General features: G+C 39.9%; 27 protein-coding genes and 1 riboswitch. Of the genes, 7 read left to right on the top strand and 20 right to left on the bottom strand.

The features are described 5' to 3' along the window. Positions 1 to 22: 22 nt before the first annotated feature. From IRB79_RS09510 to IRB79_RS09495, 4 genes are all read right to left on the bottom strand, one after another. Positions 23 to 820, bottom strand: a complete 798-nt coding sequence (locus tag IRB79_RS09510) for an ABC transporter permease (protein ID WP_243508236.1) — start codon at positions 818 to 820, stop codon at positions 23 to 25. 11 nt (positions 821 to 831) lie between these two features. Next, the gene (locus IRB79_RS09505; protein WP_243508235.1) at positions 832 to 1491 is read right to left on the bottom strand and encodes an ABC transporter ATP-binding protein; all 660 of its coding nucleotides are present in this window, start codon (positions 1489 to 1491) and stop codon (positions 832 to 834) included. Between the two features lie 339 nt (positions 1492 to 1830). Then, positions 1831 to 2574 (bottom strand): glucose 1-dehydrogenase, encoded by a 744-nt coding sequence (locus tag IRB79_RS09500; protein ID WP_243508234.1) that lies wholly within the window; start codon positions 2572 to 2574, stop codon positions 1831 to 1833. A 147-nt stretch (positions 2575 to 2721) separates the two neighbouring features. Beyond that, complete coding sequence (locus IRB79_RS09495) at positions 2722 to 2916, bottom strand: hypothetical protein (protein ID WP_243508233.1); 195 nt, start codon at positions 2914 to 2916, stop codon at positions 2722 to 2724. Positions 2917 to 3189: 273 nt separating this feature from the next. On the opposite strand from IRB79_RS09495, the gene IRB79_RS09490 reads away from it, so the two are divergent. Further along, positions 3190 to 3378, top strand: a complete 189-nt coding sequence (locus IRB79_RS09490; RefSeq protein ID WP_009331029.1) for a YkvS family protein — start codon at positions 3190 to 3192, stop codon at positions 3376 to 3378. A gap of 203 nt (positions 3379 to 3581) precedes the next feature. On the opposite strand, the gene IRB79_RS09485 is transcribed toward IRB79_RS09490, so the two are convergent. Then, a complete protein-coding gene (locus tag IRB79_RS09485; RefSeq protein ID WP_019381647.1) occupies positions 3582 to 3692 on the bottom strand; it encodes a DUF6254 family protein in 111 nt (36 codons plus the stop codon). Between the two features lie 245 nt (positions 3693 to 3937). Between IRB79_RS09485 and IRB79_RS09480 the strand changes: the two genes are divergently transcribed. Next, positions 3938 to 4549, top strand: coding sequence for a CPBP family intramembrane glutamic endopeptidase (locus IRB79_RS09480; protein ID WP_243508232.1), 612 nt, complete (start codon positions 3938 to 3940; stop codon positions 4547 to 4549). A gap of 199 nt (positions 4550 to 4748) precedes the next feature. Beyond that, the gene (locus IRB79_RS09475; protein ID WP_243508231.1) at positions 4749 to 5432 is read left to right on the top strand and encodes a hypothetical protein; all 684 of its coding nucleotides are present in this window, start codon (positions 4749 to 4751) and stop codon (positions 5430 to 5432) included. Between the two features lie 51 nt (positions 5433 to 5483). On the opposite strand, the gene IRB79_RS09470 is transcribed toward IRB79_RS09475, so the two are convergent. Next, a complete protein-coding gene (locus tag IRB79_RS09470) occupies positions 5484 to 6542 on the bottom strand; it encodes a YkvI family membrane protein (RefSeq protein WP_243508230.1) in 1059 nt (352 codons plus the stop codon). A 196-nt stretch (positions 6543 to 6738) separates the two neighbouring features. On the opposite strand from IRB79_RS09470, the gene IRB79_RS09465 reads away from it, so the two are divergent. Continuing rightward, positions 6739 to 8892 (top strand): ATP-dependent Clp protease ATP-binding subunit, encoded by a 2154-nt coding sequence (locus tag IRB79_RS09465; RefSeq protein ID WP_243508229.1) that lies wholly within the window; start codon positions 6739 to 6741, stop codon positions 8890 to 8892. 44 nt (positions 8893 to 8936) lie between these two features. On the opposite strand, the gene IRB79_RS09460 is transcribed toward IRB79_RS09465, so the two are convergent. The 3 genes from IRB79_RS09460 to IRB79_RS09450 form a co-directional block, all read right to left on the bottom strand. Further along, positions 8937 to 10631 carry a M3 family oligoendopeptidase gene (locus IRB79_RS09460; RefSeq protein ID WP_243508228.1) on the bottom strand — a complete coding sequence of 565 codons (1695 nt, stop codon included), beginning with the start codon at positions 10629 to 10631 and terminating at the stop codon, positions 8937 to 8939. A 132-nt stretch (positions 10632 to 10763) separates the two neighbouring features. After that, positions 10764 to 11222, bottom strand: a complete 459-nt coding sequence (locus IRB79_RS09455) for a MarR family winged helix-turn-helix transcriptional regulator (protein ID WP_243508227.1) — start codon at positions 11220 to 11222, stop codon at positions 10764 to 10766. Positions 11223 to 11324: 102 nt separating this feature from the next. Continuing rightward, on the bottom strand, positions 11325 to 12908 hold the full coding sequence (locus IRB79_RS09450) for a bifunctional metallophosphatase/5'-nucleotidase (RefSeq protein ID WP_243508226.1): 1584 nt from the start codon (positions 12906 to 12908) through the stop codon (positions 11325 to 11327). Positions 12909 to 13038: 130 nt separating this feature from the next. Here IRB79_RS09450 and IRB79_RS09445 point away from each other — a divergent pair, with 130 nt between their 5' ends. Then, the gene (locus tag IRB79_RS09445; RefSeq protein WP_243508225.1) at positions 13039 to 14538 is read left to right on the top strand and encodes a PAS domain-containing sensor histidine kinase; all 1500 of its coding nucleotides are present in this window, start codon (positions 13039 to 13041) and stop codon (positions 14536 to 14538) included. 35 nt (positions 14539 to 14573) lie between these two features. On the opposite strand, the gene IRB79_RS09440 is transcribed toward IRB79_RS09445, so the two are convergent. Then, positions 14574 to 15566, bottom strand: coding sequence for a phosphotransferase enzyme family protein (locus tag IRB79_RS09440; protein ID WP_243508224.1), 993 nt, complete (start codon positions 15564 to 15566; stop codon positions 14574 to 14576). A 145-nt stretch (positions 15567 to 15711) separates the two neighbouring features. On the opposite strand from IRB79_RS09440, the gene IRB79_RS09435 reads away from it, so the two are divergent. Then, positions 15712 to 16947, top strand: a complete 1236-nt coding sequence (locus IRB79_RS09435) for an MFS transporter (protein ID WP_243508223.1) — start codon at positions 15712 to 15714, stop codon at positions 16945 to 16947. Positions 16948 to 17126: 179 nt separating this feature from the next. Next, positions 17127 to 17447: a hypothetical protein gene (locus tag IRB79_RS09430; protein ID WP_243508222.1), complete on the top strand. Its 321-nt coding sequence runs from the start codon at positions 17127 to 17129 to the stop codon at positions 17445 to 17447. Between the two features lie 461 nt (positions 17448 to 17908). Here IRB79_RS09430 and IRB79_RS09425 read toward each other — a convergent pair whose 3' ends face one another. The 10 genes from IRB79_RS09425 to IRB79_RS09380 all read right to left on the bottom strand — a co-directional run bounded on the left by IRB79_RS09425 (position 17909) and on the right by IRB79_RS09380 (position 26705). Then, positions 17909 to 18193, bottom strand: coding sequence for a ferredoxin family protein (locus IRB79_RS09425; protein WP_019381639.1), 285 nt, complete (start codon positions 18191 to 18193; stop codon positions 17909 to 17911). Beyond that, complete coding sequence (locus IRB79_RS09420) at positions 18193 to 19488, bottom strand: FAD-dependent oxidoreductase (protein WP_243508221.1); 1296 nt, start codon at positions 19486 to 19488, stop codon at positions 18193 to 18195. Before IRB79_RS09420 ends, IRB79_RS09425 begins: the two co-directional genes overlap by 1 nt. Continuing rightward, a complete protein-coding gene (locus IRB79_RS09415; RefSeq protein ID WP_243508220.1) occupies positions 19481 to 20506 on the bottom strand; it encodes an electron transfer flavoprotein subunit alpha/FixB family protein in 1026 nt (341 codons plus the stop codon). The genes IRB79_RS09420 and IRB79_RS09415 overlap by 8 nt, the downstream gene beginning before the upstream one ends. A 24-nt stretch (positions 20507 to 20530) precedes the next feature. After that, complete coding sequence (locus IRB79_RS09410) at positions 20531 to 21349, bottom strand: electron transfer flavoprotein subunit beta/FixA family protein (RefSeq protein ID WP_221877608.1); 819 nt, start codon at positions 21347 to 21349, stop codon at positions 20531 to 20533. A gap of 255 nt (positions 21350 to 21604) precedes the next feature. Next, complete coding sequence (locus IRB79_RS09405) at positions 21605 to 21838, bottom strand: aspartyl-phosphate phosphatase Spo0E family protein (protein WP_243508219.1); 234 nt, start codon at positions 21836 to 21838, stop codon at positions 21605 to 21607. Between the two features lie 297 nt (positions 21839 to 22135). Continuing rightward, positions 22136 to 22678, bottom strand: coding sequence for a 1,2-dihydroxy-3-keto-5-methylthiopentene dioxygenase (locus IRB79_RS09400; protein WP_243508218.1), 543 nt, complete (start codon positions 22676 to 22678; stop codon positions 22136 to 22138). Positions 22679 to 22731: 53 nt separating this feature from the next. Then, complete coding sequence (locus IRB79_RS09395; protein WP_243508217.1) at positions 22732 to 23367, bottom strand: methylthioribulose 1-phosphate dehydratase; 636 nt, start codon at positions 23365 to 23367, stop codon at positions 22732 to 22734. Next, positions 23364 to 24026 carry a 2-hydroxy-3-keto-5-methylthiopentenyl-1-phosphate phosphatase gene (locus IRB79_RS09390; RefSeq protein WP_243508216.1) on the bottom strand — a complete coding sequence of 221 codons (663 nt, stop codon included), beginning with the start codon at positions 24024 to 24026 and terminating at the stop codon, positions 23364 to 23366. Before IRB79_RS09390 ends, IRB79_RS09395 begins: the two co-directional genes overlap by 4 nt. Then, positions 24019 to 25251, bottom strand: coding sequence for a 2,3-diketo-5-methylthiopentyl-1-phosphate enolase (locus IRB79_RS09385; RefSeq protein ID WP_243508215.1), 1233 nt, complete (start codon positions 25249 to 25251; stop codon positions 24019 to 24021). Before IRB79_RS09385 ends, IRB79_RS09390 begins: the two co-directional genes overlap by 8 nt. An 86-nt stretch (positions 25252 to 25337) precedes the next feature. After that, a riboswitch (SAM riboswitch) is annotated at positions 25338 to 25441 on the bottom strand. 91 nt (positions 25442 to 25532) lie between these two features. Beyond that, positions 25533 to 26705 (bottom strand): pyridoxal phosphate-dependent aminotransferase, encoded by a 1173-nt coding sequence (locus IRB79_RS09380; protein ID WP_243508214.1) that lies wholly within the window; start codon positions 26703 to 26705, stop codon positions 25533 to 25535. Positions 26706 to 26812: the final 107 nt, after the last annotated feature.

Below are 26812 nucleotides of genomic sequence, written 5' to 3'. Positions count from 1 at the left end.
GAGCTTAAGCCAATTAAACATTCTAGTTCTTTCCATCCGGAAAAAATTGGGCATCCAGATTGAAAAAGTTCTTATAGGCAAGAAGGATGAATAAGATTACTGATAAACCTACACTTCCCAATATCCCCAGCAGAATAACAATCTGATATTCAATCGCAAGCAATGGGCTGACTCCTGATAAAATCTGTCCTGTCATCATACCAGGCAAAAATATAATGCCCATTCCCAGCATATTATTGATAGTAGGCAGAACAGCAGAATCAAAAGTATGATTAACATATGGCTTAACTGCAGCTTTTGGATCAGCACCAAGCATTAGGGCACCCTCGATCATATCTTTTTGAGATGTAAAGGAATTCAGAAGCTCCTTTACACTTAACGTAATGCCGGTCATGGAATTGCCAATTATCATTCCTGCGATTGGAATAAAGTAGCGGGGATCATACCACGGCTCAAAATTAATAACAACAAAATTAAAAAATGCAAGACAAAATGATGTACCGGCTATCATGGAAATCGCAATGGTTTTCTTAAGGTTTACTGAAAGTCTGGTTCCAGCCTGTTTATATATTGTGTAAATTGCAAAACCTTCCATAATAAAAATTACACCTAATGTTAACAGCGGATTGGAAAGTTCAAATAAATAGGTTAATACATAGCCTGCAATCACGAGCTGAAGTGTAATTCTGAAAGCTGCAATAGTCAGCTTTTTCTCACGGGCAATTCCTCTCACTTTAAAGATAATGATAAGTAGAAGCACAAATAGGTAAGCTGATATTAGCCTCCAAAATTCAATATCAATAATTGTTTTATTTTCCATCAATATCCCCCTTAAGTATTTTTCTCCACCTCCTCTCCCAACGGCAGCTGGGATAAATCAATCCTTTCTTCTGCATATTGCTCATTGACTTTCCTGGAGTGTGTAATCATGATTAATGAAGCATGTTTCTTTTTAATTTCCGGGATAAGATGATCCAAAACCATCATTTCGGTGTCTTCGTCCAATGCAGAAGTCGGCTCATCCAGCAAATAGACATCAGCTGCAAGAAGCAGAATTCTTGCCAATGCCAGGCGCTGTTTTTCCCCGCCGGAAAGAGTCCCTGCATCTTCATCAAGCTCCTTAGTCATTTGCATATTATGTATTGCCTGCTTAAGTACCCCATCATCATCAGGTTTCGTTCCGTTAAGTATATAACCCATCATCAGGTTATCTTTTATTGTGCCAGGAAAGATTAATGGAACCTGCGATTGCATTATTACTTTTCTTCTGTGCTGGACAGAATCTATATCTTTTAGCGGGGTGCCCTTATAGAAAATTTCACCAGAATCCGGGGAAATCATTTTGTTCAGCATTTTCATGAGGGTTGATTTTCCAGCGCCGCTCTCGCCAGTGATACAGGTTACTTTTCCTTTTTTTATGTCAAGATGATCCACATTCAAAATATTATTAACCCTTACTCCTCTAATTGCAAATAGTAAATCTGTTGTCATATGCAGCTCCTTTTCCAGTTTCCGTATACCCTCTAGCTTATCCCCTTAATCGCAAAAGCTTGTAATGGTTATAAAAAAGCCCTTTCCCATATGAGAAAAGACTTCCACATTATTTATTTAGCGTTTTTTTGCCTGCTTCCTTTTCAAGTGTTCCTGTTTCTAACTTATTTATCATTTTTTCACAATAAATTTACAAAGAATTCAATGCCATTTAACGAGGCTGTTTTACAATGTACTTAAGACAGGAGGCGAGAATGATGATTAACATCCTGCTATGCCTTATTTTCATTGGTGCAGTTTTCGTGCTAAATATCGTATTGTTAAGAAAGTAGACAGTTATTATTGTTCATAAATCATTTTCCTTGTCATGCCTCCATCTACTGTTATATTTTCTCCTGTTATAAAGTCATTTTCTGGATCGGCTAAAAATAGGCAGGTTCTTGCAATATCCCCGGGTTTTCCAACTCTGTTGGCAAAATGCTGACTATGATCAATCCCCCTGAGACTTTCATAATCTCCTGTTTCAATCCAGCCGGGACTTATGCAATTAACCCTGATCCCTTTTTCAGTGAGCGTGCTGGCCAAAGCATGGGTGATTGCCATAATTCCGCCTTTTGAAGCCGAGTATGCCTCTGTATTGCTTTCAGACATTACTGCTCTCGTAGAAGATAGATTGATAATACAGGATCCTTGTTTCATCAATTTGACAGCTTCCCTGCTGCATAGGAAGACACTTCGAAGGTTCGTATTGATCACTTCATCCCACAATTCCACAGTCAGTTCAAAAAATGAATGAAACTTTGAGATGCCAGCGTTATTTATTAGAATATCAATTGCTCCAAATGATTCATAAGTTTTTATTATAAGTCCCTTGATTTCTGCTTCATTCTTAACATCTGCTCTGATGAACATGCTAGTCAGGCCTTTTTTGTTCAAGCTTTCTTCTAACTTTTTTCCCCTCATTTCATCTATGTCGGCGATGACCACATTGGCCCCTTTCCTTGCGAACGTCTCGGCAATTCCCTTGCCAATTCCGCTGGCTCCTCCTGTAACGATGACCGTTTTTCCTTTAAAATTGCCCATACCTGTTCAGTCCCTTCAAACTTGTAATATTGCTTTCATACCCAGATTGCTTAGCCCTATTCAATTTTTCATGAGGGCATACAGGAAAGACACCTGAGATTTTCAAGTGTCTTCCTATGTGCTTTATATTTCAGCACCATTTCTTTTTTAGCTTCGGGGTGAATCTAAATATCGATATATAACGTGTCCGCCTCTTTGTGCGATTCCTCGGAAGTGCTTAAAATCCTCCCTTTTCACAATAACACCGCGAAAAGGAAGAAAGTCTTCTTTTGACACATGATACTCGGAGATGATTCCATTTTTTAATTGATCGAGCACTTCTTGAATTTGTTCATGATTCATTACTCAGAACTCCTTTTTACTCTATTCTTACTTTATCATAAATAAAGTGCTGTCAATTTTGAAGTATCTAATATTATATCTGTATATCAATCTTTTTTCTGAATATTAAATAATTTTAATGTACAAAAGTTATTTATCTGGTATAATATTACCAACCTAATGCTGTAATAAATTACCTAAGCAGCAGTGAATTGCAAAATTCTTTACGCATTTCATAATATAGTGCAAACTGTTATTACCAGCGAAAGAAATGGACAAAAGGAGAGATGCTTTTTGAAGAAAGCAGAGGTTGGCAATATTATTGAGTTTCGTGACGGCTTACAGGGAATTGTAGAAAAAGTAAATGAGAATTCTGTTATTGTAGATTTAACGTATATGGATAACTACCGTGATTTGGAATTAGATCAAAGAACAGTTGTCAATCATAAAAATTATAAGGTTGTAAGAGAATCCGCAGTATAAAAGAAAAAAATGAAAGCGTATTCTTTCGAGTCATAAAAAGCAGCTCTCTTGCTGCTTTTTTATTTTTTGCATGTTATCAGTTTCATTAGACATTTTGATGCTTTCTGCTCCTCCTGCCTCTTCCCTTTTCAGCTTGCATTTTTTAAATGACGCCCCCTTGGATTTCTGCACATGCGCGGCCCCCAGATTAGGGGGCCATGATTTTATTCTTTTTCCCCGGACAGTTCTTTTAATGATTTCACTTTACCATGTGGGTGCTGATCCTGCTTTCTTACCGTCCAAGCACGCTCTTTTTCTCTTTTTGATTTTGTCATTATACATACCTCCCTTCTCATGGGCTTATGATTAGCATATCTGCATTATTTTATCTTAACGTTTCCAAAGAAATCTTTTCCTTACTTTTTAGGATTGTTTTTTGTTAGAATAGTGTTTGGTTATTTTTAAAAAGATAAGAAAGTTTTTTGTACTTTGAGAACTGTCTGGCTGCAGCGCCAACCCCCCCGAGGGATCGGGCCTCGGCAAGGCGCTTCCGCTTTTCTTATTGAAAGGAGATTAAAAATTGAAGAGTGTTACCGCAGATGTCCGCTTTATTGGCGGGATATTACTCGCTCATCTGCTTATGTATTTTACATTTCAGGATAAATCAATTTTTTGGTATATCTTTTCTGCCTCTTTACTGCTTCTAATCAGTTATTCCATCATAATGGAGGAAGTGGAAGACAAGGCCTCTTTTGGAACATTTATTACCTATGGAGTCCTTTCAGGTTTTCTATTGTACGGACTTTTTTGGGCTGGATATAGTTTATTTGAAATACTCAATCTTCCCCTTGTTAATCAGGTTGAAAAACTATATGACCGTTTTTCACCTTCCCTTATCTGGCACTATATTGTGCTGATTTTAATCATTGTTCCTGGAGAAGAAGTCTTTTGGAGAGGATTCGTTCAAAAGAGATTGATGAAACTTACGACTGTTAAGTTATCCATCATATTATCGTCTCTCCTCTATTCTTCAGTTCATTTTTATTCAGGATACTGGATGCTAGCCTTTGCAGCGTTAATCGCAGGCCTCTTCTGGGGATGGCTATACGCATGGAAAAGAAGCATTCCGCTTGTAATCGTATCCCACCTGATTTTTGACTTATTGATGTTCGTCCTGCTCCCCTTTTATTAGATGGCCTCGTGCAGATTTCAATGATGATTAGACAATCCTTCATGGATTGTCTATTTTTTGGAGTCTTTGTTGAGTCTTGTCGATGTTTTACATAAATGGTAATGTACTAAATAATAGGAATTTATATGTAACACTTTTATTCCATTTACGTCTAATTATGCAAAAGCGCTAGAAGAGACAACGGGAGGATGAAACAATAATGAAAAATATGGCGAAATTCATCTTAATGCTGGGATTATTTGCTGCTATCCTGGCAGGCTGCGGCACGGCTCAGGATGATTCCGGCAATGGAGCAGATCCTGGACAAAATGAAGAAGAAACAGCTTCAGAAGGACAGGATAGACAGGAACAAACTGAAGAACAGGAATCAGAAGAAGAGGGCACTGTGGGAGAAGGAGACAGTGTTATCAGAATCCTTGAACAGAATATGACTTATACGATTGAGGGTGAAGAAAAGGAAGAGACTGCCTTCCTGAAACATAGTGATAATCAAAATTATTCTATTTACGTTCTGCCAGCCTATGAATTAACGGCCGAGGAGCCTAATAAAGATGTCTTATACCTTTCAGAAAATGATCAGGTATTCATGCGTATTGAACTTCTTCCGAATGATGCAGATTGGAACATGATCGAAGAAAACACAAAAGCACAATTAGAAGCTGTTAGCGAAAATGTGCAGACATCTGAAGCTCCTTCAGATAATTTTTACAAAGATGCTACTGTAATGAAGGCTGAAGGAAACGGTGAGAAGGTTTCAGCCTATCTTGTGAAAAACGAAGATCTTTCACTGAAGCTTACCCTATTCAATAAGGAAGAAGCTGACCATGAAGATGCTTTCCTTCAGATGGCGAAAACCATTATGAAAGAGGAGCCGCAAAAATAATGGAATGAATAAGAGATCCGTGCAATACGGATCTCTTTTATTTAGCTTTTATCAAGCTTTCTTGCCTTTACTTCCATCATCGAATGGCTTCATCCACAGAAGAATAATAAATGTCAAACTTACATATCCGAAAACTGGATATAAATAGGAAAGCAATGTTCCATAATTGATCAAACTGATAAAGTAACATACTACAAAGATAAAGCCCACAATAATAATACTCGGCACGGAAACATATTTTTTTACCTGCCTCTCGATCCCAAACACATTCCCAATAACAGAAGTGAAAATTTCACCATAGATGACAAAAACAAATATCCAATAGAAAGATGATGCCAATGTCTTAACAATTGCAGCCATTGGGATATCAAAAGCCTCCAGATTTGGGAGCATCATCAGTGTCAAATGGCTGGAAAGCAGGATGAGGGTCAATGCGGCACCTCCAAGATATCCACCCCACTTTATTGTCCGATCATCATTTATTTCTGAAGCCACAGGCACTAATACTGCTTGTGCCAATGTCAAATTCAGAGCCGTATAAGAGAACGGAGCCACAACCGCTTTCCATCCATCTTCAGCATATGGGATAAATAGGACCTGTTCTGCAAAATTAGGAAGCTTCATGCTTATGAACAATAAAATAAAGCTAAATGCAATCATCATCGGAACAACAAACGTATTCACAGCGAATAATCCGCGAATGCCCACTATCATTGTAATAATTGTTAACCCTATCGTTATGAGCAATCCTGCAGTCTTGCTGATGCCGATCTGTTCTTCAAACACTGCTCCTGCTCCTGACAGCATGACGGCGCAAACTCCCAGCAGCATAAACAGCATCAATATATTAATGGCAGAACCAAAAAATCTTCCAAATAAATATTCATTTAATTCCTGATAAGATGCGGCCTTTATTCGTGCAGAGATTCTCATTAATTTGGAGCCGAGAAAAATAAAGATATAGCCGCTCATTATAATCCCAATTAAACCGATAAAACCAAATCGGGAAAAAAACTCCACAATCTCCCTGCCAGTGGCAAAGCCCGCTCCCACCACGGTTCCCACATAAACGGCAGCGATCTGGAAAGCTGCCCCCCAATTCGTCTTCACTTAATCTCCTCCTTCCTTTCCAATATATGTAGGCTAGTACAAACAAAGACGAGCTTTTTGCAATAAGGCTAAACTTCAGTTATGGGTAAAAATACCAAAACAAAATACTTGAAAGTCAAAGAAGGTCAAATTATAATGCAGGTATAAAGTCAAATATAGTCAAAGTCAGACCAAACTTTTAATGGAGGTATGCAAAATGCTTTGTCAAAAATGTCAAACAAAACAAGCAAATGTACAATTAAGACTGAAATTGAATGGAAGTGAACGAAATCTAAACCTTTGCCATAGCTGTTATCAAACTGAAAAGCAACATAGCCTTACTTCCTTTGGGCCTGCTTTGAGTGGTTTTTCAGGTTTTGGCCAAATGCCTTTAGAGGATTTATTCAAGAAGATGGCTGCCTCTCAAGGAAATGAAAACTATGGTCTAAAAGAAGCGCCGGGACACAATCATGGCAATGGCGGATTTATCGATCAATTCGGACGAAATCTTACACAGCTTGCCAAAGCCGGTTTAATTGACCCAGTCATCGGACGGGATGAAGAAATAAATCGTATGATTGAAATATTAAATAGAAGAAGCAAAAATAATCCGGTCTTAATCGGTGAACCAGGAGTAGGTAAAACAGCTATTGCCGAAGGGCTAGCCATTAAGATTGCCGAGGGAAATGCACCAAAGAAACTTCAAAATAAAGAAGTCTATTTGCTGGATGTGGCATCCCTGGTTGCAAACACAGGCATCCGCGGCCAATTCGAAGAACGCATGAAGCAGCTGATCTCGGAGCTTCAGACACGGAAGAATATTATTCTCTTTATAGATGAAATTCATTTGCTTGTTGGAGCAGGCTCAGCCGAAGGATCAATGGATGCAGGCAATATTCTAAAGCCCGCCCTTGCACGGGGAGAGCTTCAAGTGGTCGGAGCCACTACATTAAAAGAATACCGCCAAATTGAAAAAGATCCTGCATTGGAACGCAGATTCCAGCCTGTTCAAATAGAAGAGCCTGCTGCAAATGAGGCAATTGAAATCTTGATGGGACTGAAACAAAAATACGAAGATTACCATGATGTTTCTTTTACTGAAGATGCCATTAAAGCATGTGTGCAGCTGTCAAGCCGCTATATTCAGGACCGGTTCCTTCCTGACAAAGCCATTGATTTAATGGATGAAGCAGGTTCTAAAATGAATCTTCAATCAGGATATATACCAGCAGAAGATATTGAAAAACAGCTGAAAGTAATCAGCAGGCAAAAAGAACTTGTTTTAAAAGAAGAAAAATATGAAGAGGCTGCAAAACTCCGTGAAGAGGAACTAAAGCTCCAGCAGGCACTAAACGGGGACAACAAGGCTGAACGGCCAGTTATTGAAGTTAGCCATATTCAGGAGATTATCGAAAAGAAAACTGGGATTCCTGTCGGCAAATTAGCAGAAGATGAGCAGGAAAAAATGCAGAACCTTGAGGAAAGTCTTGCAGAAAAAGTAATTGGACAGGCGGAAGCCGTGAGGAAAGTTGCAAAGGCAATTCGCCGAAGCCGTGCAGGACTTAAATCAAAGTACCGCCCAATTGGCTCTTTTCTATTTGTCGGGCCAACAGGCGTCGGCAAGACTGAGCTGACCAAAACACTTGCCCAAGAGCTATTCGGCTCAAAAGACAGCATGATCAGGCTTGATATGAGTGAATATATGGAAAAACACAGCGTATCAAAAATTATCGGTTCCCCTCCAGGATATGTGGGTCATGAAGAAGCCGGACAGCTTACTGAGAAGGTACGCAGAAACCCATACAGCATCATTCTGCTTGATGAGATAGAAAAAGCACATCCAGATGTACAGCACATGTTCCTTCAAATACTGGAAGATGGACGCCTGACAGATAGCCAGGGCCGCACTGTCAGCTTTAAAGATACAGTCATTATCATGACAAGCAATGCAGGAGCTGGGCAAAAGGAAATCCATGTTGGTTTTGGCGCAGCTGACGCCGTCATGGAGTCAAACATTCTTGAATCGCTCGGCAGCTTCTTTAAGCCGGAATTCCTGAACCGCTTTGATAGCATTATTGAGTTTAAAGCTTTGGAAAAAGAGCATTTATTGAAAATTGTCGACTTAATGCTTAATGAGCTTCAGGAAACATTAAATGAACAGGATATTGAATTGACTGTTACCCAGGAAGCCAAGGAGAAATTAGCAGCAGATGGATATCATCCTGCTTTTGGCGCACGGCCATTAAGAAGGATCATCCAGGATGAACTTGAAGACAAGATTGCTGATTTCATCATTGATCATGGCGGAAATAGCCAATTGCAGGCCGATCTCGAAAACGAAATAATTGTCATTAAGCCCCTGCCCCAATAAGCATTGAAAAGAGCCGGATTAATTTCCGGCTCTTTCTTATATTTTTATAAACTCTTATCATCCACGGAATTCAGCCAGTTTTCAATTTCTCCGATAACAGACTCGACACAGCCCTCTTCAAAAGGAGAAATCAATCCGGCATCTTTAACAAGACCTGTGAAAGGCTTGCTGCCGCCAAGCTGGCACAGTTTCAAATAATCCTTCCATGCCGCTTCCTGATTCTCCCGGGACCGTTTCCAGAATTGAAATGCACAAATCTGTGCCAATGTATAATCGATATAATAGAAAGGTGAATTGTAGATATGGCCCTGCCTCTGCCAGAATCCGCCGTTCTCTAAATACTCATTGCCATCATAATCTTTATGCGGCAGGTATTTCTTCTCAATTTCTCTCCATGCCTGTTTTCTTTCCTGAGGTGATGCTTCCGGGTTTTCATATACCCAATGCTGGAATTCATCAACTGATACTCCATAAGGCAAGAATAGCAGTCCTCCGCTCAAATGAGAAAACTTGTATTTCTCGGTATCATCTTTAAAGAAGCCCTCCATCCATGGCCAAGTGAAAAACTCCATACTCATGGAATGAATTTCAGCAGCTTCATAGGTTGGCCAGTTATATTCAGGTATCTCAAAATGGCTGCTTGAATACACCTGGAATGCATGGCCTGCTTCATGGGTAAGAACATCAATATCTCCTGAAGTTCCATTGAAGTTAGAGAAAATGAATGGGGATTTATAGTCTTCAATATAAGTGCAATAGCCGCCCCCTGCTTTTCCCTTTTTGGCTACCAGGTCCATTAGATTATTTTCTCTCATATAAGAGAAAAATTCACTGGTTTCTCTGGAAAGCTCGTCATACATTTTTTGTCCGTTTTCAATAATCCATCCCGGATCGCCTTTCGGTACAGCATTTCCTGTTTTAAATTCAAATCCTTCATCGTAAAATTTCAGCTTGTCAACGCCAATCCGCTCTCTTTGCCTTTCCTTTAGCCTTGTGGCGATTGGAACGATGAAATCCTTCACCTGCTTGCGGAAATTTGCAACCATCTCCGCGTTATAATCTGTTCGGTACATGCGGAAATAAGCCAGTTCAACAAAATTCGCATATCCAAGTTTATGGGCAATCTCTGTTCTAACCTTGACAAGCTCATCATAAATACGGTCCAGCTCATTCTCATTATCTGCCAGGAAACCAAAGCGTGCTTCGCTTGCTTTTTTTCGCATTTCGCGATCCGTAGATTCAGTAAATGGCTCCAATTGGGCAAGAGTGCGTTCTTCACCTTCAAAATCAATCTTGGCTGAGGCAATTAATTTAGTATACTCTGATGAAAGCTTATTTTCTTTTTGCAAAAGCGGAACAATCTCTGGGGAGAACACCTTCAATTGTGCTTCTGCAAGCGCAAACAGCTGATTCCCCCATTTTTCTTCAAGCTCTGCCCTGAACCTGGAATTAACCAAAGCCTGATAATACTTTGTAACAAACCCTTCTACTTCAGGCTGAATCTCATCCATATAATCCTGCTCTGCTTTGTAAAATTCATCATTCGTATCAACTGAATGACGGATATAGCAAAGGTTGAACATCGTGCCGACTTCATTGCGAATATCATTGATTTCTTTCATAGCTCGATTTTGCTGTTCTGCAGAAGCAGCATTTTCAAATTTCTCAAGCGCTGCTTCGAATTTCCCCTTTACTTTTTCAAGATCCGGACGAACATATGTATAGTCTTCAAATCTCACATTATTGCCCCCTCGTGTATATGTAAATCGATTTTAATCAAACCATTAAACTATTTCGACAATATTTGGTTAATTCCTCCCCTGAACATATCTTATAAAGCACAAAATAAAAAACAGCCGGTCAAGGCTGTTTTAATTATTGTACGCATTTTTTTCATTGGAGATAGACAGTCCAAGCTTCTTTAATAACTCAATGGCCGTACCTTTTTCTTCTGGAGTAAGCTCGGACATTAATGAATGGATATGCTTTTCATGATCAGGGAATATATTTTCGATAAAGTCTTTTCCCTTATCTGTTATTTGCGCAAAGGTAACTCTTCTGTCATTCGGGCATGCGACCCTTTTTAACAAGCCTTTCTGCTCTAGCTTGTCCACTACATATGTGATGCTTCCGCTGGCCAATAGTATTTTCCCGCCGATCTGCTGCAAAGGCTGGTCACCCTTATGGTAAAGCAGTTCCAGAACAGCAAATTCAGTTGGATTCACTCCATAAGTTTGTATTAGTTTATTTACGTTTTCATTTATTGCCCTATATGCCCTGGACAGGACAATAAACAATTTCAACGATTGGTCAATTTGTTCAGACTCCATTTTATCCAATCCCTTTACCTTTTAATTAGTGGCGTTTACATAAATTCAATTCTCAATCATTATAGAAAACAGGAAGAAAGCTGTCAATTTAACACATCCGGATCATTTGCCCGCTACAACCTCCCAATTGTGATTAAGAGTTGGAATTACCTTTTTCTTTTCAATAAAATAGTCGGCAATCAATTCGGTCATATCGGTTAAAATTTCTTTCACCACCGGCTTATCCTTGAACATATTGTAGCCTCCCCCGCCGGCAGCACGGTAATTGTTCATTACTACATGATACTCGCCATCTTCCCTGATTGGATGCCCTTTATATAGAAGCTTTGTGATCCGGCTGCCCTTTTGTCGTGAAACATCTATTTTATACTCAATACCTTCCCACATATCGTAATTATAATGCTGTGGCTTTGGATATGAAAAATCAGGATTCACTATAATTTTTCCATCACTACTCAATTTAAAATAAGCTGCTGACCGCTCCAAAGCATCTTTAATGTCCTTTCCTGTAACTCTGAGAACACATAATGAATTTGGATAAATATAGTTAGAAACAATTTCTCTCATCGTTACTTTAGACTTTAATCCGGGTGCACCCTCATGAAATAAGGCAGTACAAGAAATATCAGCACCTGACGCTTCCATCTGCACTTTATTTATGAATTCAATCAGTGGGTGCTCCCCTGTACGCGCCTCAAATATATCATCAATCAGCATATCCCCATCCATTTCACCGATCACTGTATCCAGCCATTTCTGGGTTTTGGATTCATAATACCCGGCCAGCTGCAGAACCTCATTATCAGGCGGCATTCCGTCGGGATAAATTAAGGCAGAGTGTTTTTCATCAATCAGCCAATCATTGTGTTTCTTTCTGAATTTAACGGTAACCTTTGCAAGCGCTTGGCCATTAAATCCCGGCTGAACAACAGCCACACCATTTACTTGTTCTCCTTTAATAAAACGGTGCTGATGCCCGGTAATCAGCACATCGATTCCAGGAACTTCTGTACAGATCCGATATGCTTCATTTTCTCCAGTTTGTTCTTCCGTCTCTTCACCTGTTCTGATATCCCTTTCAAAGCCTCCATGATAAGAGACAATAATCAAATCTGGTTTCTCTTCCTCCTGAATATATGAAACCCACCTTTTTAAGCTGATCACCGCAGATTCAAAAACAAGATGTTCAATATGCTGCCTTTTCTCCCAATTGGGAATATATTGGGTTGTGACACCTACTACCGCTGCTTTCAAACCATTTGGAAAAGATTTTATTTTATAGGGGAGCCCGAAATACGTTTCCTTTGTTGAATTGAATAATATATTGGCTGACAGCCATGGGAAATTGGACTCACTGACAGCTCTTGCAAGTATGTTCTTTCCATAGTTGAATTCATGGTTTCCGATTACAGCTGCATCGTATTCAAGTTCATTTAATATTTGAATCATGGGATTTTTTTGGTTATTTAAGTATCTGGAATAATAATAAGTTAGAGGAGTTCCCTGGATCAGATCACCGTTATCAATAAGAATGGAGATCTCAGATTGTTCCTTTTCTTTCTTTATTATTGCTGCAAGCTTGCCCAGCCCATGATCAGCGTGCTCACCAGTTCCATAGTAATATGGATAAACATGTCCATGGACATCACTTGTAGCTAAAATCGTGAGAAAAACTTCTGATTTCATCAAACCCCTCCTTACATATAAAATATCATTCCTTTGATATAAATAAACCTCTTTTAACACAAAATGGTATAATATTGATAATGTCAGTTAGATAAGAACAAATCAACCTAATTATGCTGGAGTTAACCTGATGAATAGTCGAAACCGAAATTTACTACTATATTTAATCGCAGTAATTATTCCCACTTTGGCCGGCAGCATCTTTTTCTTTATGAACTCTGTTAATCAAAACGATGAGGAAAGACTGGAAGAAGCAAAATGGATTGGCTCCATACACCAAAGAAGCTGGGATCAGTTTATTTCTGAAACTGTGACCACACTTGAGATGTTATCACTGACTGCAGGAAGTGCTGACACACCCTCTGATAAACTGGAGCCTCTGCTCCAAAAAGCCAATCAGCTGGATCCGCGGTATGGCGGGATTTACCTTCTTGATCCCAGCGGAAAGGTTCTAACAGGGTCAAATCAATTTTTAGCGAACTCCGATTTATCTAATAAGAAATATCTAAAAGAGGTTTCGCGCACGAAAGATATTGTTATCTCTAACTCCCCTGAAACACTAATCAATGGGCAAACAGTAGTTGGGATAGGCAAACCCGTATTCAATGACACTGGAGATTTAATCTCTATTATTGTGGCACATATGAGGGTGGATTACGTACAAAATATTATGAGACTTCTTACTCCAGAAGCACGACTTTCTGTCCTTAATTCAGAAAGGGAAACGATTATGGACATCAACATGAATGGTGACTCATCGTTTTCCAGCCATAATAGCATTTCAATCCCAATTGACAGGCTTCCCTGGAGTGTAAAAGTAGAATTGCCGCCAAGAGATATGCTGGCAATTGCCAAAGATGCTTTTAAGGCTATCCTTGTAATAATGATTATAAGCCATATTCTATTTCTCTTTATTAAGTATTTAAGGCTTAAAAAGCAGAATGAAGAGGAAAAAAAGGAAAATGAGCTTCAAAAGCTGGAACTGGTGGGTACTCTTGCTGCCAGCACTGCCCATGAAATCAGGAACCCTTTAACAGGAATAAAAGGCCTTATACAGCTATTAAGTGAAAAATATACGAATACACATGACCAGTATTACTTTTCAGTTATAAATGATGAGATAAGCAGAATTAATGAGATTGTAAGTGAATTTTTAATTCTGGGTAAACCTACAGCTCAAAAGATGGAGACAATGGATTTGAGAAATATCATAAAAGAATTAGAACCTTTGATACTCTCCGAAGCTAATTTACACAATGTCACTTTTGAATCTGCTCTTTCAGATGAACCTGTCATGGTCGATTGTACGAAAGACCAGATGAAACAGGTTGTCCTGAATTTAACGAAAAACGCATTTGAATCAATGGAGGGTGGAGGAAAGCTGACAATCAAGCTAAATAAAATGCATTCCAAGTGTCAGCTTAAAATTGCAGACACAGGCTCAGGCATCCCTGAAAATGAGATTGAAAAGATTTTCCATCCATTTTACACTTCAAAGGAAATGGGTACGGGCCTTGGCCTCGTGGTCTGCAGACGCATTCTGCATTCTTTCGGCGGTGAAATATTTATTACAAGCAAAGAAACTGAAGGAACGCATGTAGATATTTTTCTTCCTATCAAAAACGCATAAAAAGGGAAGGTGCACACTGCCGGGCACCTTCTTTTTTAAATCGGATAGATTGGATCGTTTCTCTCAATTCTTTTCTTTATCGTCTCCATCATAAACAATAGCTGCGAATTCTTGTCTTCAGGTGCGATTTTCTTATGAAGGACCGAATAAAGTGTGATATCTCTCAGCCTCAGAAATAAGGGCAGCTGCCTTTCCAAATCATCGGGAATTTCATTTTCCAGCTGATAGCCCTCCAAAAAGGAGTCCAGGAATTGCTTGCCAAAGATTTTCATTTCTGCTGGATCCGCCTCTTTGAACTTATATAAAAGTGAGTAATACAGCGGAATGGCTATATCAGATGCAAACCAATGATGGCAGCAGTCATCAAAATCAAATACTTGTATATCTTTCCCATCATAAAAGAAGTTTCCGGAATGAAGATCAGTATGAATAAGGCCAAAATTGTTTATATTTTTTGGCAAGTTTTGAAGCAGATTCAATAAATCCTTTGTATGCTTAATGACCAATTGATCTTCTACCGGTATATATTTCTCCACTAAAAGCAGTTCTTCTTCATCCCATTGCATTCTCGGTACAATTCCAGCTGATGGAACATATGATTTTGTGGCTGCATGCATTTTCCCCACCGCTCTTCCCCATGCTTGAAATAACTCCTTATTGAATTCCGGTGCCCGAACACTTATTGATTTGCCCTCCGCTTTTGAAAACAAGCTGGCATAAAAGGGAGAACCGTCCTCAGCTGTTAACCTCTCAACCATATTCCCATTCTTTGATGGAAAAACTTCTGGAACCTTTAAACCCTTCGATTTCAGATAATTCATCCAGTCTGCTTCTGATAGAAGCTCCTCAATCATTCGGTGAGATGAGTGGGTTATCCTCAAAATATGTGCTTTTCCATCTCTATGAACCTCATAAACATAGTTTTCAAAGTCACCCAGCTTTTTATAATTCCCGATATTCAAAGAATAGATCTTAAGGAAATTAGTGAGAATATCGTCCGTCATTAAAGCATCAACTGCTTTTTCCATTAGCTCTCCTGCCCTCTTATTTAATCTGAATAATGTAAATTATATAATATTTAATAGATTTCCAAAATAACTATTTTGAAAGACTAATGAATAAGGTAAACTATATTTAGCTTTACGAAATGTTCAGAAAAAAGGAGACTATATCATGAGTACTACCGCTGCTTCAGTCAGCCCAAGATATGAGCCGCAGCAGAAAACGGCCTATCGAATCTTATTCATTATTGGCCTTTGCCACCTATTGAATGACTCTATTCAATCAGTTATTCCAGCCATGTTTCCCATTTTAGAAAAATCTATGGGGCTTTCATACTCACAGCTGGGGATGATTGCCTTTTCACTGAATATCGTGTCGTCTATCATGCAGCCGGTTGTTGGAATGGCCACTGATAAAAAGCCGTTCCCTTTCGCCTTGCCAATCGGCCTGACTTCCACTTTATTTGGCATATTAGGATTGGCCTTTGCCCCGGATTATAAATGGATTATTATATCGGTATTATTCATTGGTCTCGGATCAGCTGTGTTCCACCCGGAAGGATCCAGGGTTGCTTATATGGCAGCCGGCCAGCGCAGGGGTCTGGCTCAATCTATCTATCAAGTCGGCGGAAACACAGGACAGGCACTTGCTCCTATCATTACCGCGCTCATTCTTGTTCCGCTCGGTCAAATGGGAGCTGCCTGGTTTACTGCAGTTGCTGCTATTGCAGTCGGACTGCTGATCTATATAGCATTTTGGTATACTGGACGCCTTCAGGAGGAACTGATGGCCGGCAGAGCTAAAAAACAAGCTGTTGTCCATAGAAATAATAAGATATCAAAAAAAGTATGGAGTGCACTGATCCTGGTTCTCTTTTTGATATTTGCCCGTTCATGGTATATAGCTGGGATGACAAATTTCTATGCCTTTTATGCTATAGAGAAATACTCTTTCTCCATTAGTCAGGCACAGCTCTTCTTATTTGCATTTTTAGTATCAGGTGCATTAGGCACATTTTTTGGCGGGCCGCTTGCAGATCGGTTTGGAAAGAAAAGGATTATTTTTCTGTCCATGATCCTGACTGTTCCGCTTTCCATCCTGATTCCTTTCGTTCCATCTCCTATCGCATTTGTAATGCTGGTGGCAAGCGGATTCATACTGATGTCAAGCTTTTCTGTGACAGTAGTATACGCTCAGGAATTAGTTCCAGGCAAAATCGGCACTATGGCGGGACTTACAGTGGGGCTGGCTTTTGGTATGGGGGCAATAGGCTCAATTGCTCTGGGCTATATAGCCGACACTGTTGGTCTGGTAAATATGATTATATTAACCGGCTTTCTTCCCGTACTGGGGTTGCTGACATTATTGCTCCCGCCGGATGAAACTGTTTCAAAATGGAATAAATAGGTAAAAAGGAGGGGTCAACCCTCCTTCTTAAAAAGGAATTTAGATTCTTTTTTAAAAAGTTTTCTAAAAATTTTAACAATTGTGTGCAATCTTCTCCTTTTTTGCCATATAATAAAGGTAAGATATTAGCTCTCTTTGGCGCAGCTAAATACCCTGTAAAATGTTAGGAGGGATTAAATATGCACCTGCCAAACTACTTTGATTTTTATCAAAAATGCCTTATTCCAGCAAATGCAGCTGAGCCATTCCTTACGGCTGGGCAAACCCATTGGCTAATCGCTCTGGAAGGACAGCTTAAAGAACAGGAAAAAGAATTTTACGTCTGGAAAGTAACCCTATATCCATCCAATTCAGAAGGAAGTTTTTCATGGAATGAGGCGCTTTATTCTTCAACTCTGTACGAATGCATCCATAAAGCTTTTGAACATGCTAAAGAGCTTGAAGCCAATGTAAAAGACTCCCAGTTCAATTTTTTAAAGAGACAAGAGAGAATCAGCTAACCTCAAAATTTATTCCCCTATGCGTTACTCTTTTTTTACCCTCGAATGTGAAATAACATACATATAGGTAATTTCTACTTTTAATCAAAATCCCCCAAAAATTGAATTATTAATTCATAATAAAAAAAGAGCCTAGAATTCTCTAAGCTCTCCAGATTATAGGGGGTCAACTATAATAGTCCGACCACATTTAGTTTAACAAATCCTGCCTAAAAAATTAAGATACTAAAGTACTATTACTTAAAAGCTTTAACGCGGTAATTTATAATAAAATCAGAATAACATGTATGCTTCAGGATTAATAGTTTTGATATAGATTGTTAACAGTTTGTTAATATTTCTTACCTATAATATAAATGTACCGAAAGATAAAACCTTTTTCATTACCCCCCTTTTCAAACCGGCCAAATGTGGCCGGTTTTTGTATGAAATAGGGAAGCTGCAGATCCTGAAGGGTTAACCTATGCAAGCCTGAATACTATTCCATGACCGCCTTTAGGGTATTCCCATTTAATATTCTGATATGGGCATCCAATCCTGCAGCTGCCGCACTCATGGCATCCTTCGTAACCCACCTGCATTCTCAACCCTTCCCACTTGTACACCTCAGCCGGACAGAAAATAGTGCATATTTTATCGGGGCATTTTGTCATGCAGATATCATGATCCAATACGGTAAGATGTGATTTTGTGTCTGCCTTAAAACGAACTAAATATTGCTTTTCTTCGATCGTTTTCGTTGACATTATTTCACCGCCTTCCATGCCCTGTACATGTCTTGAAGCACACGAATGGTCCCGCGCTCACTGGTGAAGCTCTTCATAATTTCCTTTTGCTTATCTTTCTTAGGAGTTCCATCAACTGTAAAGAATTTGCTCGCTGCCCTGTTCAGCATTGGAACATATTCCTTAAAATACTGCGGGTAGTGTTCAAACGTGTGAGTTGCATCTTTATATTTTTCCAGGTCTTTAATAATAAAGCTTTGATACAGTGTTTCCCTGTACTGATTCAAGCTTGTTTCGCTAAAATCACCCCGTTTTTTGGCATCAATGATGGTTTCTGCAGCCATCGTTCCGGAAGCCATTGCCATATTGGAGCCTTCGCGATGTATGGCATTAACCAGCTGTGCAGCATCACCTGCAAGAAGGACACCATCCCCGGCCACTTTAGGCACTGAATGGTAGCCTCCTTCAGGAATCAAGTGAGCCAGATACTCAGCAGATTCTCCCCCTTCTATTAAAGGTCTTACCATAGGGTGTGTTTTTAAATAATCCAGCAGGTCATAAGGCTTAAGCTTAGCCTTAATCATGCTTGACAGCGTGGTTCCCACACCAATATTAATACTCTCTTTATTAGTGTAAATAAAGGCAGTTCCCAGATTGCCTTTCGTGGAGTCCCCGAATATTTCAATCGTACAGCCCTGGTTGTCTTCCAGGTTAAAGCGGTCATTAATTTTGTCTTTTGAAAGATTAATGACTTCCATTACAGTCAGTGCCACTTCATCAGGGCGAAATTCTTTATGGTAGCCCAGCTGTTTTGCCAGCAGTGAATTTACACCATCTGCCAAAACCACTACATCTGCATATACCTCTCCATCCGGCCGGTCAGTTCTTACACCAACCACCTTTCCATTTTCAGTCAGACACTCAAGCACGACTGTTTCATTTATTAAAAGTACTCCCTGTTCAATCCCTTTTTTTGCAAACCATTGGTCAAATGGCGCCCGGAGTACTGTAAAATTATTATATGGTTCCTTCCCCCACTCAAGACCTTTATAGCCAAAACTCACTGTTGATTCTTTATCCATCATCCAAAACCGCTGCTCTATGACAGGCCGCTCCAGCGGTGCTTCTTTCCAAAACTCCGGAATGATTTCCTCCATTTGCTTACGGTATAATACTCCGCCCATTACATTTTTGCTGCCGGGATATTCTCCTCTTTCAATTTGCAGGACTTTTAGACCGTTTTTGGCGCATGTGTAAGCACAGGAAGTTCCTGCAGGCCCTGCACCCACCACGATGACATCAAACTTTTCAGACATAACTCATTTCACCCCCTCTTTCCCTTGCTTCCTTTAACTCTTTAATTAGCTTCGGCACAATTTCAAGTGCATCACCCACGATTCCGTAAGTTGCTACATCAAATATAGGTGCGTCCGGATCTTTGTTAATCGCAATAATGAACTCTGAATTCTTCATGCCTACGACATGCTGAATTGCACCTGAAATCCCAATAGCAAAATAGACCTTTGGTGTAATGGTTTCCCCGGTCTGCCCTACCTGCTGTTCATGCGGCAGCCATCCTGCCTCCACTACATCCCTTGTACCGCCTACGGTTGCTCCAATTGCGTCAGCCAGCTCATGGATCAGCTGAAAATTTTGAAAATCACCCATCCCTTTTCCGCCTGCAACGACAACATGAGCATCTGCTAAATTCACTTTTTTTGTGACATCTTTCACAATTTTAATCACCTTAGTGCGCATGTCATCTTCGCTTAGGGTAATCGCTTCTTCTATAACCTCTCCCTGCCTATCATGATCTGGCTCCAGGGCTTTCATAACCTTAGGACGGACAGTAGCCATCTGCGGCCGGTGCTTTTTACAAAGGATGGTTGCCATTATATTTCCCCCAAACGCCGGGCGGCTTGCTTCAAGAAGCCTCTTATCCACTTCGACATCCAGCATGGTTGTATCCGCAGTCAATCCAGTGCTAAGATCTGTAGCAACAGCACTGGCCAAATCTTTACCATTGGAAGTGGCCCCATAGAGAAATATTTCAGGTTTATATTTTTCTGCAAGATTTATAACTGCCTTCATATATGATTCTGTGCGGTAATCTTTCATTACTTCATGATCTATTACATATACCTGATCAGCTCCATAAGCGATTACCTCCTGGCTTAAAGACATTATTTCATACCCAAGCAGCACACCGGAAAGAGGCACATCCAGCTTATCTGCCAGCTTTCTGCCTGCACCGAGCAATTCAAGGGAAACCCCTTCGATTTTCCCATCATTTTGTTCTATGAATACCCACACTCCCCGGTTCTCATCCATCATGTAAATCCCCCCTAATTATTTCTGTTATCGGCTTACAAACAGCTCTTTCTTATCATTAAGAAGCTCCATCAGCTGCTTAACCTGTTCGTCCGCATTCCCTTCAAGCCTCTTTCCGCCTTCCGGCTTGGGAGGGGTAAACATTTTTCCCACTATCGTAGGAGACCCTTTCAATCCGAGCTGTGTACGATCCACTTCCTCGAGATCATTTACAGACCAGATAACCGGCTCATACCTGGCAGCTTTTATCATGTTAGGCATAGGGGAGTATTCTATGCTATTAATCTCCTTTTCAACGGTCAGCAGGCAAGGGACTTGAGCTTGTATTAATTCATATCCGTCCGTAATTTTCCTTTTGATCAGGATCGTTTTTTCACTTTCATTAAGTTCGGATACCTCTATAACATTTGTAACAGGCGGAATATCCAGCCTTCTTGCTATTCCTGGTCCCACCTGGCCGGTATCTCCATCAATGGCATGTTTTCCGCATATGATTAAATCCACAGGCATATCTTTTGAAATACGTTCTAATGCCTTAGACAGGGCATAGCTTGTTGCCAATGTATCTGCGCCGGCAAATGCACGGTCAGAGATTAAAAAACCGCGGTCTGCTCCAATTTCGATACTTTTCTTAATCACAGCAACAGCCTGTGGAGGTCCCATGGATAAGACCGAAATGGTGCCTTTTCCTATGGACTTTGTTATTTTCACAGCTTCCTGCACTGCATGGGCGTCATAGGGATTTAAAATGGCAGGAGCACTGCGCCTGTCAAGAGTATTGGTTTTGGGATTGATTTTAATAATTTTTGTATCTGGGACTTGCTTGACACACACAACTATGTGCATTTTTTACTTTCCCTCCTCTTAACTTAAAGCTTGTATAAGTATTGTTCGTTTTAAGAGATATAAAAAAAAGCTTTGTATTACGATATATGATTCTCGATACAGGCATAGTACTGCAATAAGGAATTAATAAGAAATGTGCAGCTCAATATCATGAAAAGAGGAAGCAGGCTTCCCAATTGCAAAAAAAGGACCCATAAAGGATCCTTTTTTTGCTTCCTTATTATAAGCTCAATATATATGCTCGGCTTTTTAATGTTATACAACTGCTTTCTTCCATGAGAGAATCATTTCCCGGAAGGAAATCCTCATTCTTTTCTTTTGTTCCTTCTCTCTTTTAATGACGCATTGATATTTAAAAATTAATTGATCAAGTTCCTGGCTGCAGCGCACAGTTTCCTGGCTCGCCATTCCATTTTTCTTGGCCGTTTCTATCATTTTTTCCCTTTTTTGCTGAATTTCAGTCAGCAGCTGTATTCTTTTATAGCGCAACGTTCTTCCTCCTACTCCTATCCCTTTATCCGATATAAATGTGTCTACTTGAAGCATTATTACAAGAATTTCTATAAATGTAAATAGATTCGCAATATTAGACAATCTTTTTCCAAATTTATTTTTATCGACATCAATTTCAATTCGCCCTCATGGGGTTTCGACACATTCTGCTAAATTAAACATGCGGCATCAACGGGATTTGATAAAAAATTTGCAAGACTAAAACATGTAAAAAATATCCAATCGTTATAGTGAGAAAATAAAAACCCAATGCCGGGGCAATGGGTCATCGAATTATTGATGGACTTCCTTTTTTTCATAAATTGGCACCCATCCTTCTGTGGTAACAAAAATCCGGATGGCTACTACTTTTCGATCATCCTGGAGGGTAAAATAATGACGGATGTTTTCAGGTACGGATATTAAATCGCCAGGATTCAGGAATACTTCAAAGAATCCCCCATCTTTTCCTTGTATAATAAAAACTCCATGGCCGCTGACAATAAATCTCACCTCATCATCAGTATGATGATGTTCCTGCTGGAAATTCTGAAGAAGCTGCTCCAAATTTGGCGTATTCTCTGAAAGGGAAATTACATCCTGTGCCTTATATCCTCTTCTTTCTGAAATATCCTTAATTTCTTCAGCAAATGCAGCCAGAATTTCTTGTTTTTCATCATCGGAAAGTAAATATTTTTCCTTCAGAATTTCAGGCAATTTGCCAATTGCCCATTGCTCATAGATAACCTCCTGCTTTTCCAGAAAAGCTGCAACCTCTTCCTGATTCCTGATTTCTTTTTTTGAATTTTTCAGTACGATATATGCCAAACTAATCATTCCTTTCTATTAAAATCTTTCTCCCGCATTGTTTAATAACAGCAGCTAATATATTAGACTACTTTAAATAGCTGATTGCGCTTATATTCCAGAAGCCTTAGCTGATAGCGGAACAGAAACTCTGAAGCCTCAAGGATCTTTTTAGCCTCAAAGGAGGTTTTGCCCCATACCGTAATTCCATGATTTCTTATTAAAACAGCACCTGCATCTTCATGTATATGGGAAGAAAAACACTTAGCCAGCGTGGGAATATGTGCATGATTCGGAATAATCGGAATCTCAAGAACAGCATCTTCCTCCCATTTATCAAATGCTTTAATCAGCTCTTGCCCTTTAAATGTTACTGCCTCCTGATCACCATAAATTTCTGAGATGACATTATTATCTACTGTATGTACATGAAGACTGCATTCAGCTTTTGTTCTTCTATATATCTCAGTATGCAGAAGTGTTTCAGCGGATGGCTTTAGTTGTGTTTCCCCTGCCGGGTGTCCGAATTCATCAACAAGGAGAAAGTCTTCATCAGTGCGTTTCCTTTTATCCTTTCCGCTTGCTGTTACGAGGAATTGAAGGGGACGTCCGCTGACCTTAATGGCCAGATTTCCGCTCGTTCCCATAAACCAGTCCCTTTCTGCGAGCTCATCCTTAATATCTGCAAGCTCATTCCATTTTTCCTCAAGTCTGCTCATACCCTCACCTCATTTAATCTTTTTAAAAGCTCAATGCAATCATAGAACGATTCAAAGGCACAATGATTAAGGTTCATCTCTTTGCTTTTCTCCAGGAGCAGGTCTCTTGCTATGACAAAGTCTGCCTGTTTTGCAGCCTCCAGATCAGTTACTGAATCTCCGACCACCACTTTAAAGGTGTCCTCACCTTCTAGTTTCCTCATAATGGAAGGCTTGCAGCAGCCGCAATTATTATTGCAATTTTCATCGCAGCTATGGGGCCATAAGATTTTAATTGTATCACCGCTAAAATCAGAACTATTGCAGAACACCTCTTCAAAGGGTCCATACTTATCCAGTACAGGAGCCACAAAAAAATCTATTCCTCCGCTGACTATATAAAGCGGTATATTTTCTTTTGCCAGATAATCGATAAATGGCTGAAATCCCTCTCTTACTCTCGCATTTTCCAAGATGAAATCGGTGATATCATCTTTCAGACTGCTTGGGAGAAGGGAAAACATCTTTCCTACTCCTTCTTGAATGGAAATTTCCTGTCCCAGAACTTGATTTTTTATCCCTTCCCATTGGGAAGGAGCAAAGTGCTTCATGATATGAATGATGTTATCATTTTCGGTAATAGTTCCATCAAAATCACAAAAAACCGCTATTTTAGCCATTCTTTACAGCCACCTCTTTGTACCCCCACAGATCAATCGCTTTTTTTAATTCAGGGAAGTTTGATGGAGCATCTGTCAAAGAAGCCCCCTTTAAAATTAAATCAATTGCCTGGCGGAATGCCAAACCGCCTCCTCTTGCCCCATCCGGATGCCCATGTACGCCGCCTCCGGCATTGATTACACTGTCTATTCCGAAGTCTTCGAAAAGCAGAGGCACAAGACCCGGATGGATGCCGGCTGATGGAACCGGAAAGGTTCTTTTGCAGAAATCATTCTTAGTCAGAGCATCCCCAATTGATAATGCCTGAGTTTTTTCAAGGGCAACCGATCCATAAGGGGAAGGGAATAGAGACAAGTCTGCACCTGCATACCTGAGGAGTTTGCCTAAAAGCAAAGGATAGGAAATCCCATAAACACTTGAAGCAGAAAGAGCTCCACTAACTGCAGGATGTGCCATGATAGGCAGCCCAATCTCATCATCTTCTCTTAATGACTGCAAAACATCGAGCCCATAAGAGAATACATTGAACAGAAGAAGATCTGCACCAAGTCTGGATGCCTTCCTTGCCTTATCTTTTAATTCAAAAGACCTGCCTGTTAAATTTACAGCATATAGGGTACGGTGGCCTGTTTCCTCATAAACCTGCCTTAGCACTTCTTTGCCTTCGGTTATCCGGGCTTCAAAAGGTGTAAGGCGGTTTTCAAATAGAATTTCATCATCTTTTACAAGGTCGATGCCCCCTAGGGCCTGTTCCCTCAGCTGCGAAGTTAAAAAATCCATGTCTTTGCCGAGCACCCCTTTGAAGATGCTCATCAGAAGGGGTCTGTCATATACATTCAGTTTTTCCCTCAGTCCGTCAATCCCGAATCGAGGCCCGGGGAAAAAGCTTTTAAGTTCATTGGAAAACTGTAAATCTAACAATTTAATCTTTCCGTCCAATGACAGTTTTCCAAAGACTGTTGTTAATATTGCCGGTAAATCCGGACTGAAATTAACAGTGGGATAGGCAATCTTAATGACTGCGGCTGTTTCCTTTCTTTCTTCATCTTTAATAAGGTCTTCAACAGAAACGACCCTGCCTTTATGCTTTTCCAGCTGCTGTTTTTCAAGTTCGGGCAAATGGGTCCATGACCCGACCGTTAAGCCTAAAGCGATCTCCCCGGCCTTTTTCTCCGGGTTATGTTTTTCATCATGAATCAGATACGTTGCAATAATTTCACTCATGTATATTCTTCCTTTCAAAAATCAAAGAATGAGAACAATAAAAAACCTCTTCAAATAAGAAGAGGTTAGCATAGCAATCTAACATCTTCTTATCTTTCAGCTATAAGCTGCAAGATTTAGCACCGTGCTCAGGTATAAGTCGGTTGCCGGGCTTCATAGGGCTAGTCCCTCCGCCTGCTCTTGATAAGAAAACGAAATGAGTATTCAGTTAATTTAGAATTAAAATTTAATTAGAATTATGACAGTGCTTCGTGTTTTTGTCAATTGAATTATGAAAAAAATTAAAATAAATCTAATTTTTGTATTCGGGCCACCGCTTCTTTAAGTCTATCCTCAGATGTCAGCAAACCAGCTCTCACATACCCTTCTCCAAAATCACCAAATCCGATGCCAGGTGCAACCGCAATATGCGCTTTGTCCAAGAGATAGTCAGCAAACTCTTCCGATGTAAATTGTTCAGGGACCTTGAGCCATGCAAAAAAGGAGCCTTTAGGAGCTTGTACATCCCAGCCAATTTCCCTCAGGCCAGAGATGAATGTATTCCGTCTGGATTGGTATATGGAATTCAATTCATTAACACAATCCTGGGGTCCTGACAGAGCAGCTGCTGCAGCTTCCTGAACAGCACCAAACAAGCTGACGTATAGATGATCCTGCATAAGATTCAGTGCTGAGATGACACTTGCATTTCCAGCTGCAAATCCAACTCTCCAGCCTGCCATATTAAAGGTTTTTGAAAGAGTATAAATTTCAATTCCGACCTCTTTTGCCCCTTCTGCCTGAAGAAAACTTTCAGGCTTTTTGCCGTCAAAACCAATACCGCCATATGCAAAATCATGGACGATGCAAATGCCATGACTTCGGCTCAAATCAACTGTTTCCTGAAAAAAATCCTTGTTTGCCACTGCTCCAGTCGGATTATTTGGGTAATTAAGGAACATCAGTTTGGCTGTATTTAGCTGGTCTGCTGACAATTCACTGTAAACTGGCAAGAAATTATTTTCTTCTCTTAGAGGCATTGTCACCATTTTTGCTTTGGCAAGTGCAACACCTGACCAATAATCAGGATATCCCGGGTCCGGAACCAATATGCTGTCCCCAGGGTTTAAAAGGCATTGAGGGATTTCAACCAGGCCGGATTTACCACCAAAAAGGATGGCTATTTCGGTTCCGGGATCCAATTCAACATCAAATTCCCTTTTATAAAAGTCTGCAGCAGCCTTTTTTAAAAACGGGAAGCCCTGGAAAGGAGAATATTTATGGTTTTGCGGATTTACGGCCGCACTTTGAAGACTCTTGACAATATGCTCTGGGGTAGGCAGATCAGGATTTCCCTGTCCAAGATTGATGACATCATAACCTTGTTCGAGTTTTTTTCCCACTTTGGCTGTCAAAGATGCAAAAAACTGTTTAGGCAGACTTTTTAAAAGATCTGATTGCGGATAATTTACCAAATTGTTCACCTGCTTAAAAAAAAGATTGAAAATATAGTCACAAATGATATAACGTAAATGGTAAGTTGTAAAGTAAAATTTTGAAAATTTCCATCTATCGGACTAAT

Origin of the sequence: Cytobacillus oceanisediminis, assembly GCF_022811925.1 — a bacterium.
GTDB classification, from domain to species: domain Bacteria; phylum Bacillota; class Bacilli; order Bacillales; family Cytobacillaceae; genus Cytobacillus; species Cytobacillus oceanisediminis_D.
This window is presented reverse-complemented; position numbering and strand designations above follow the sequence as displayed.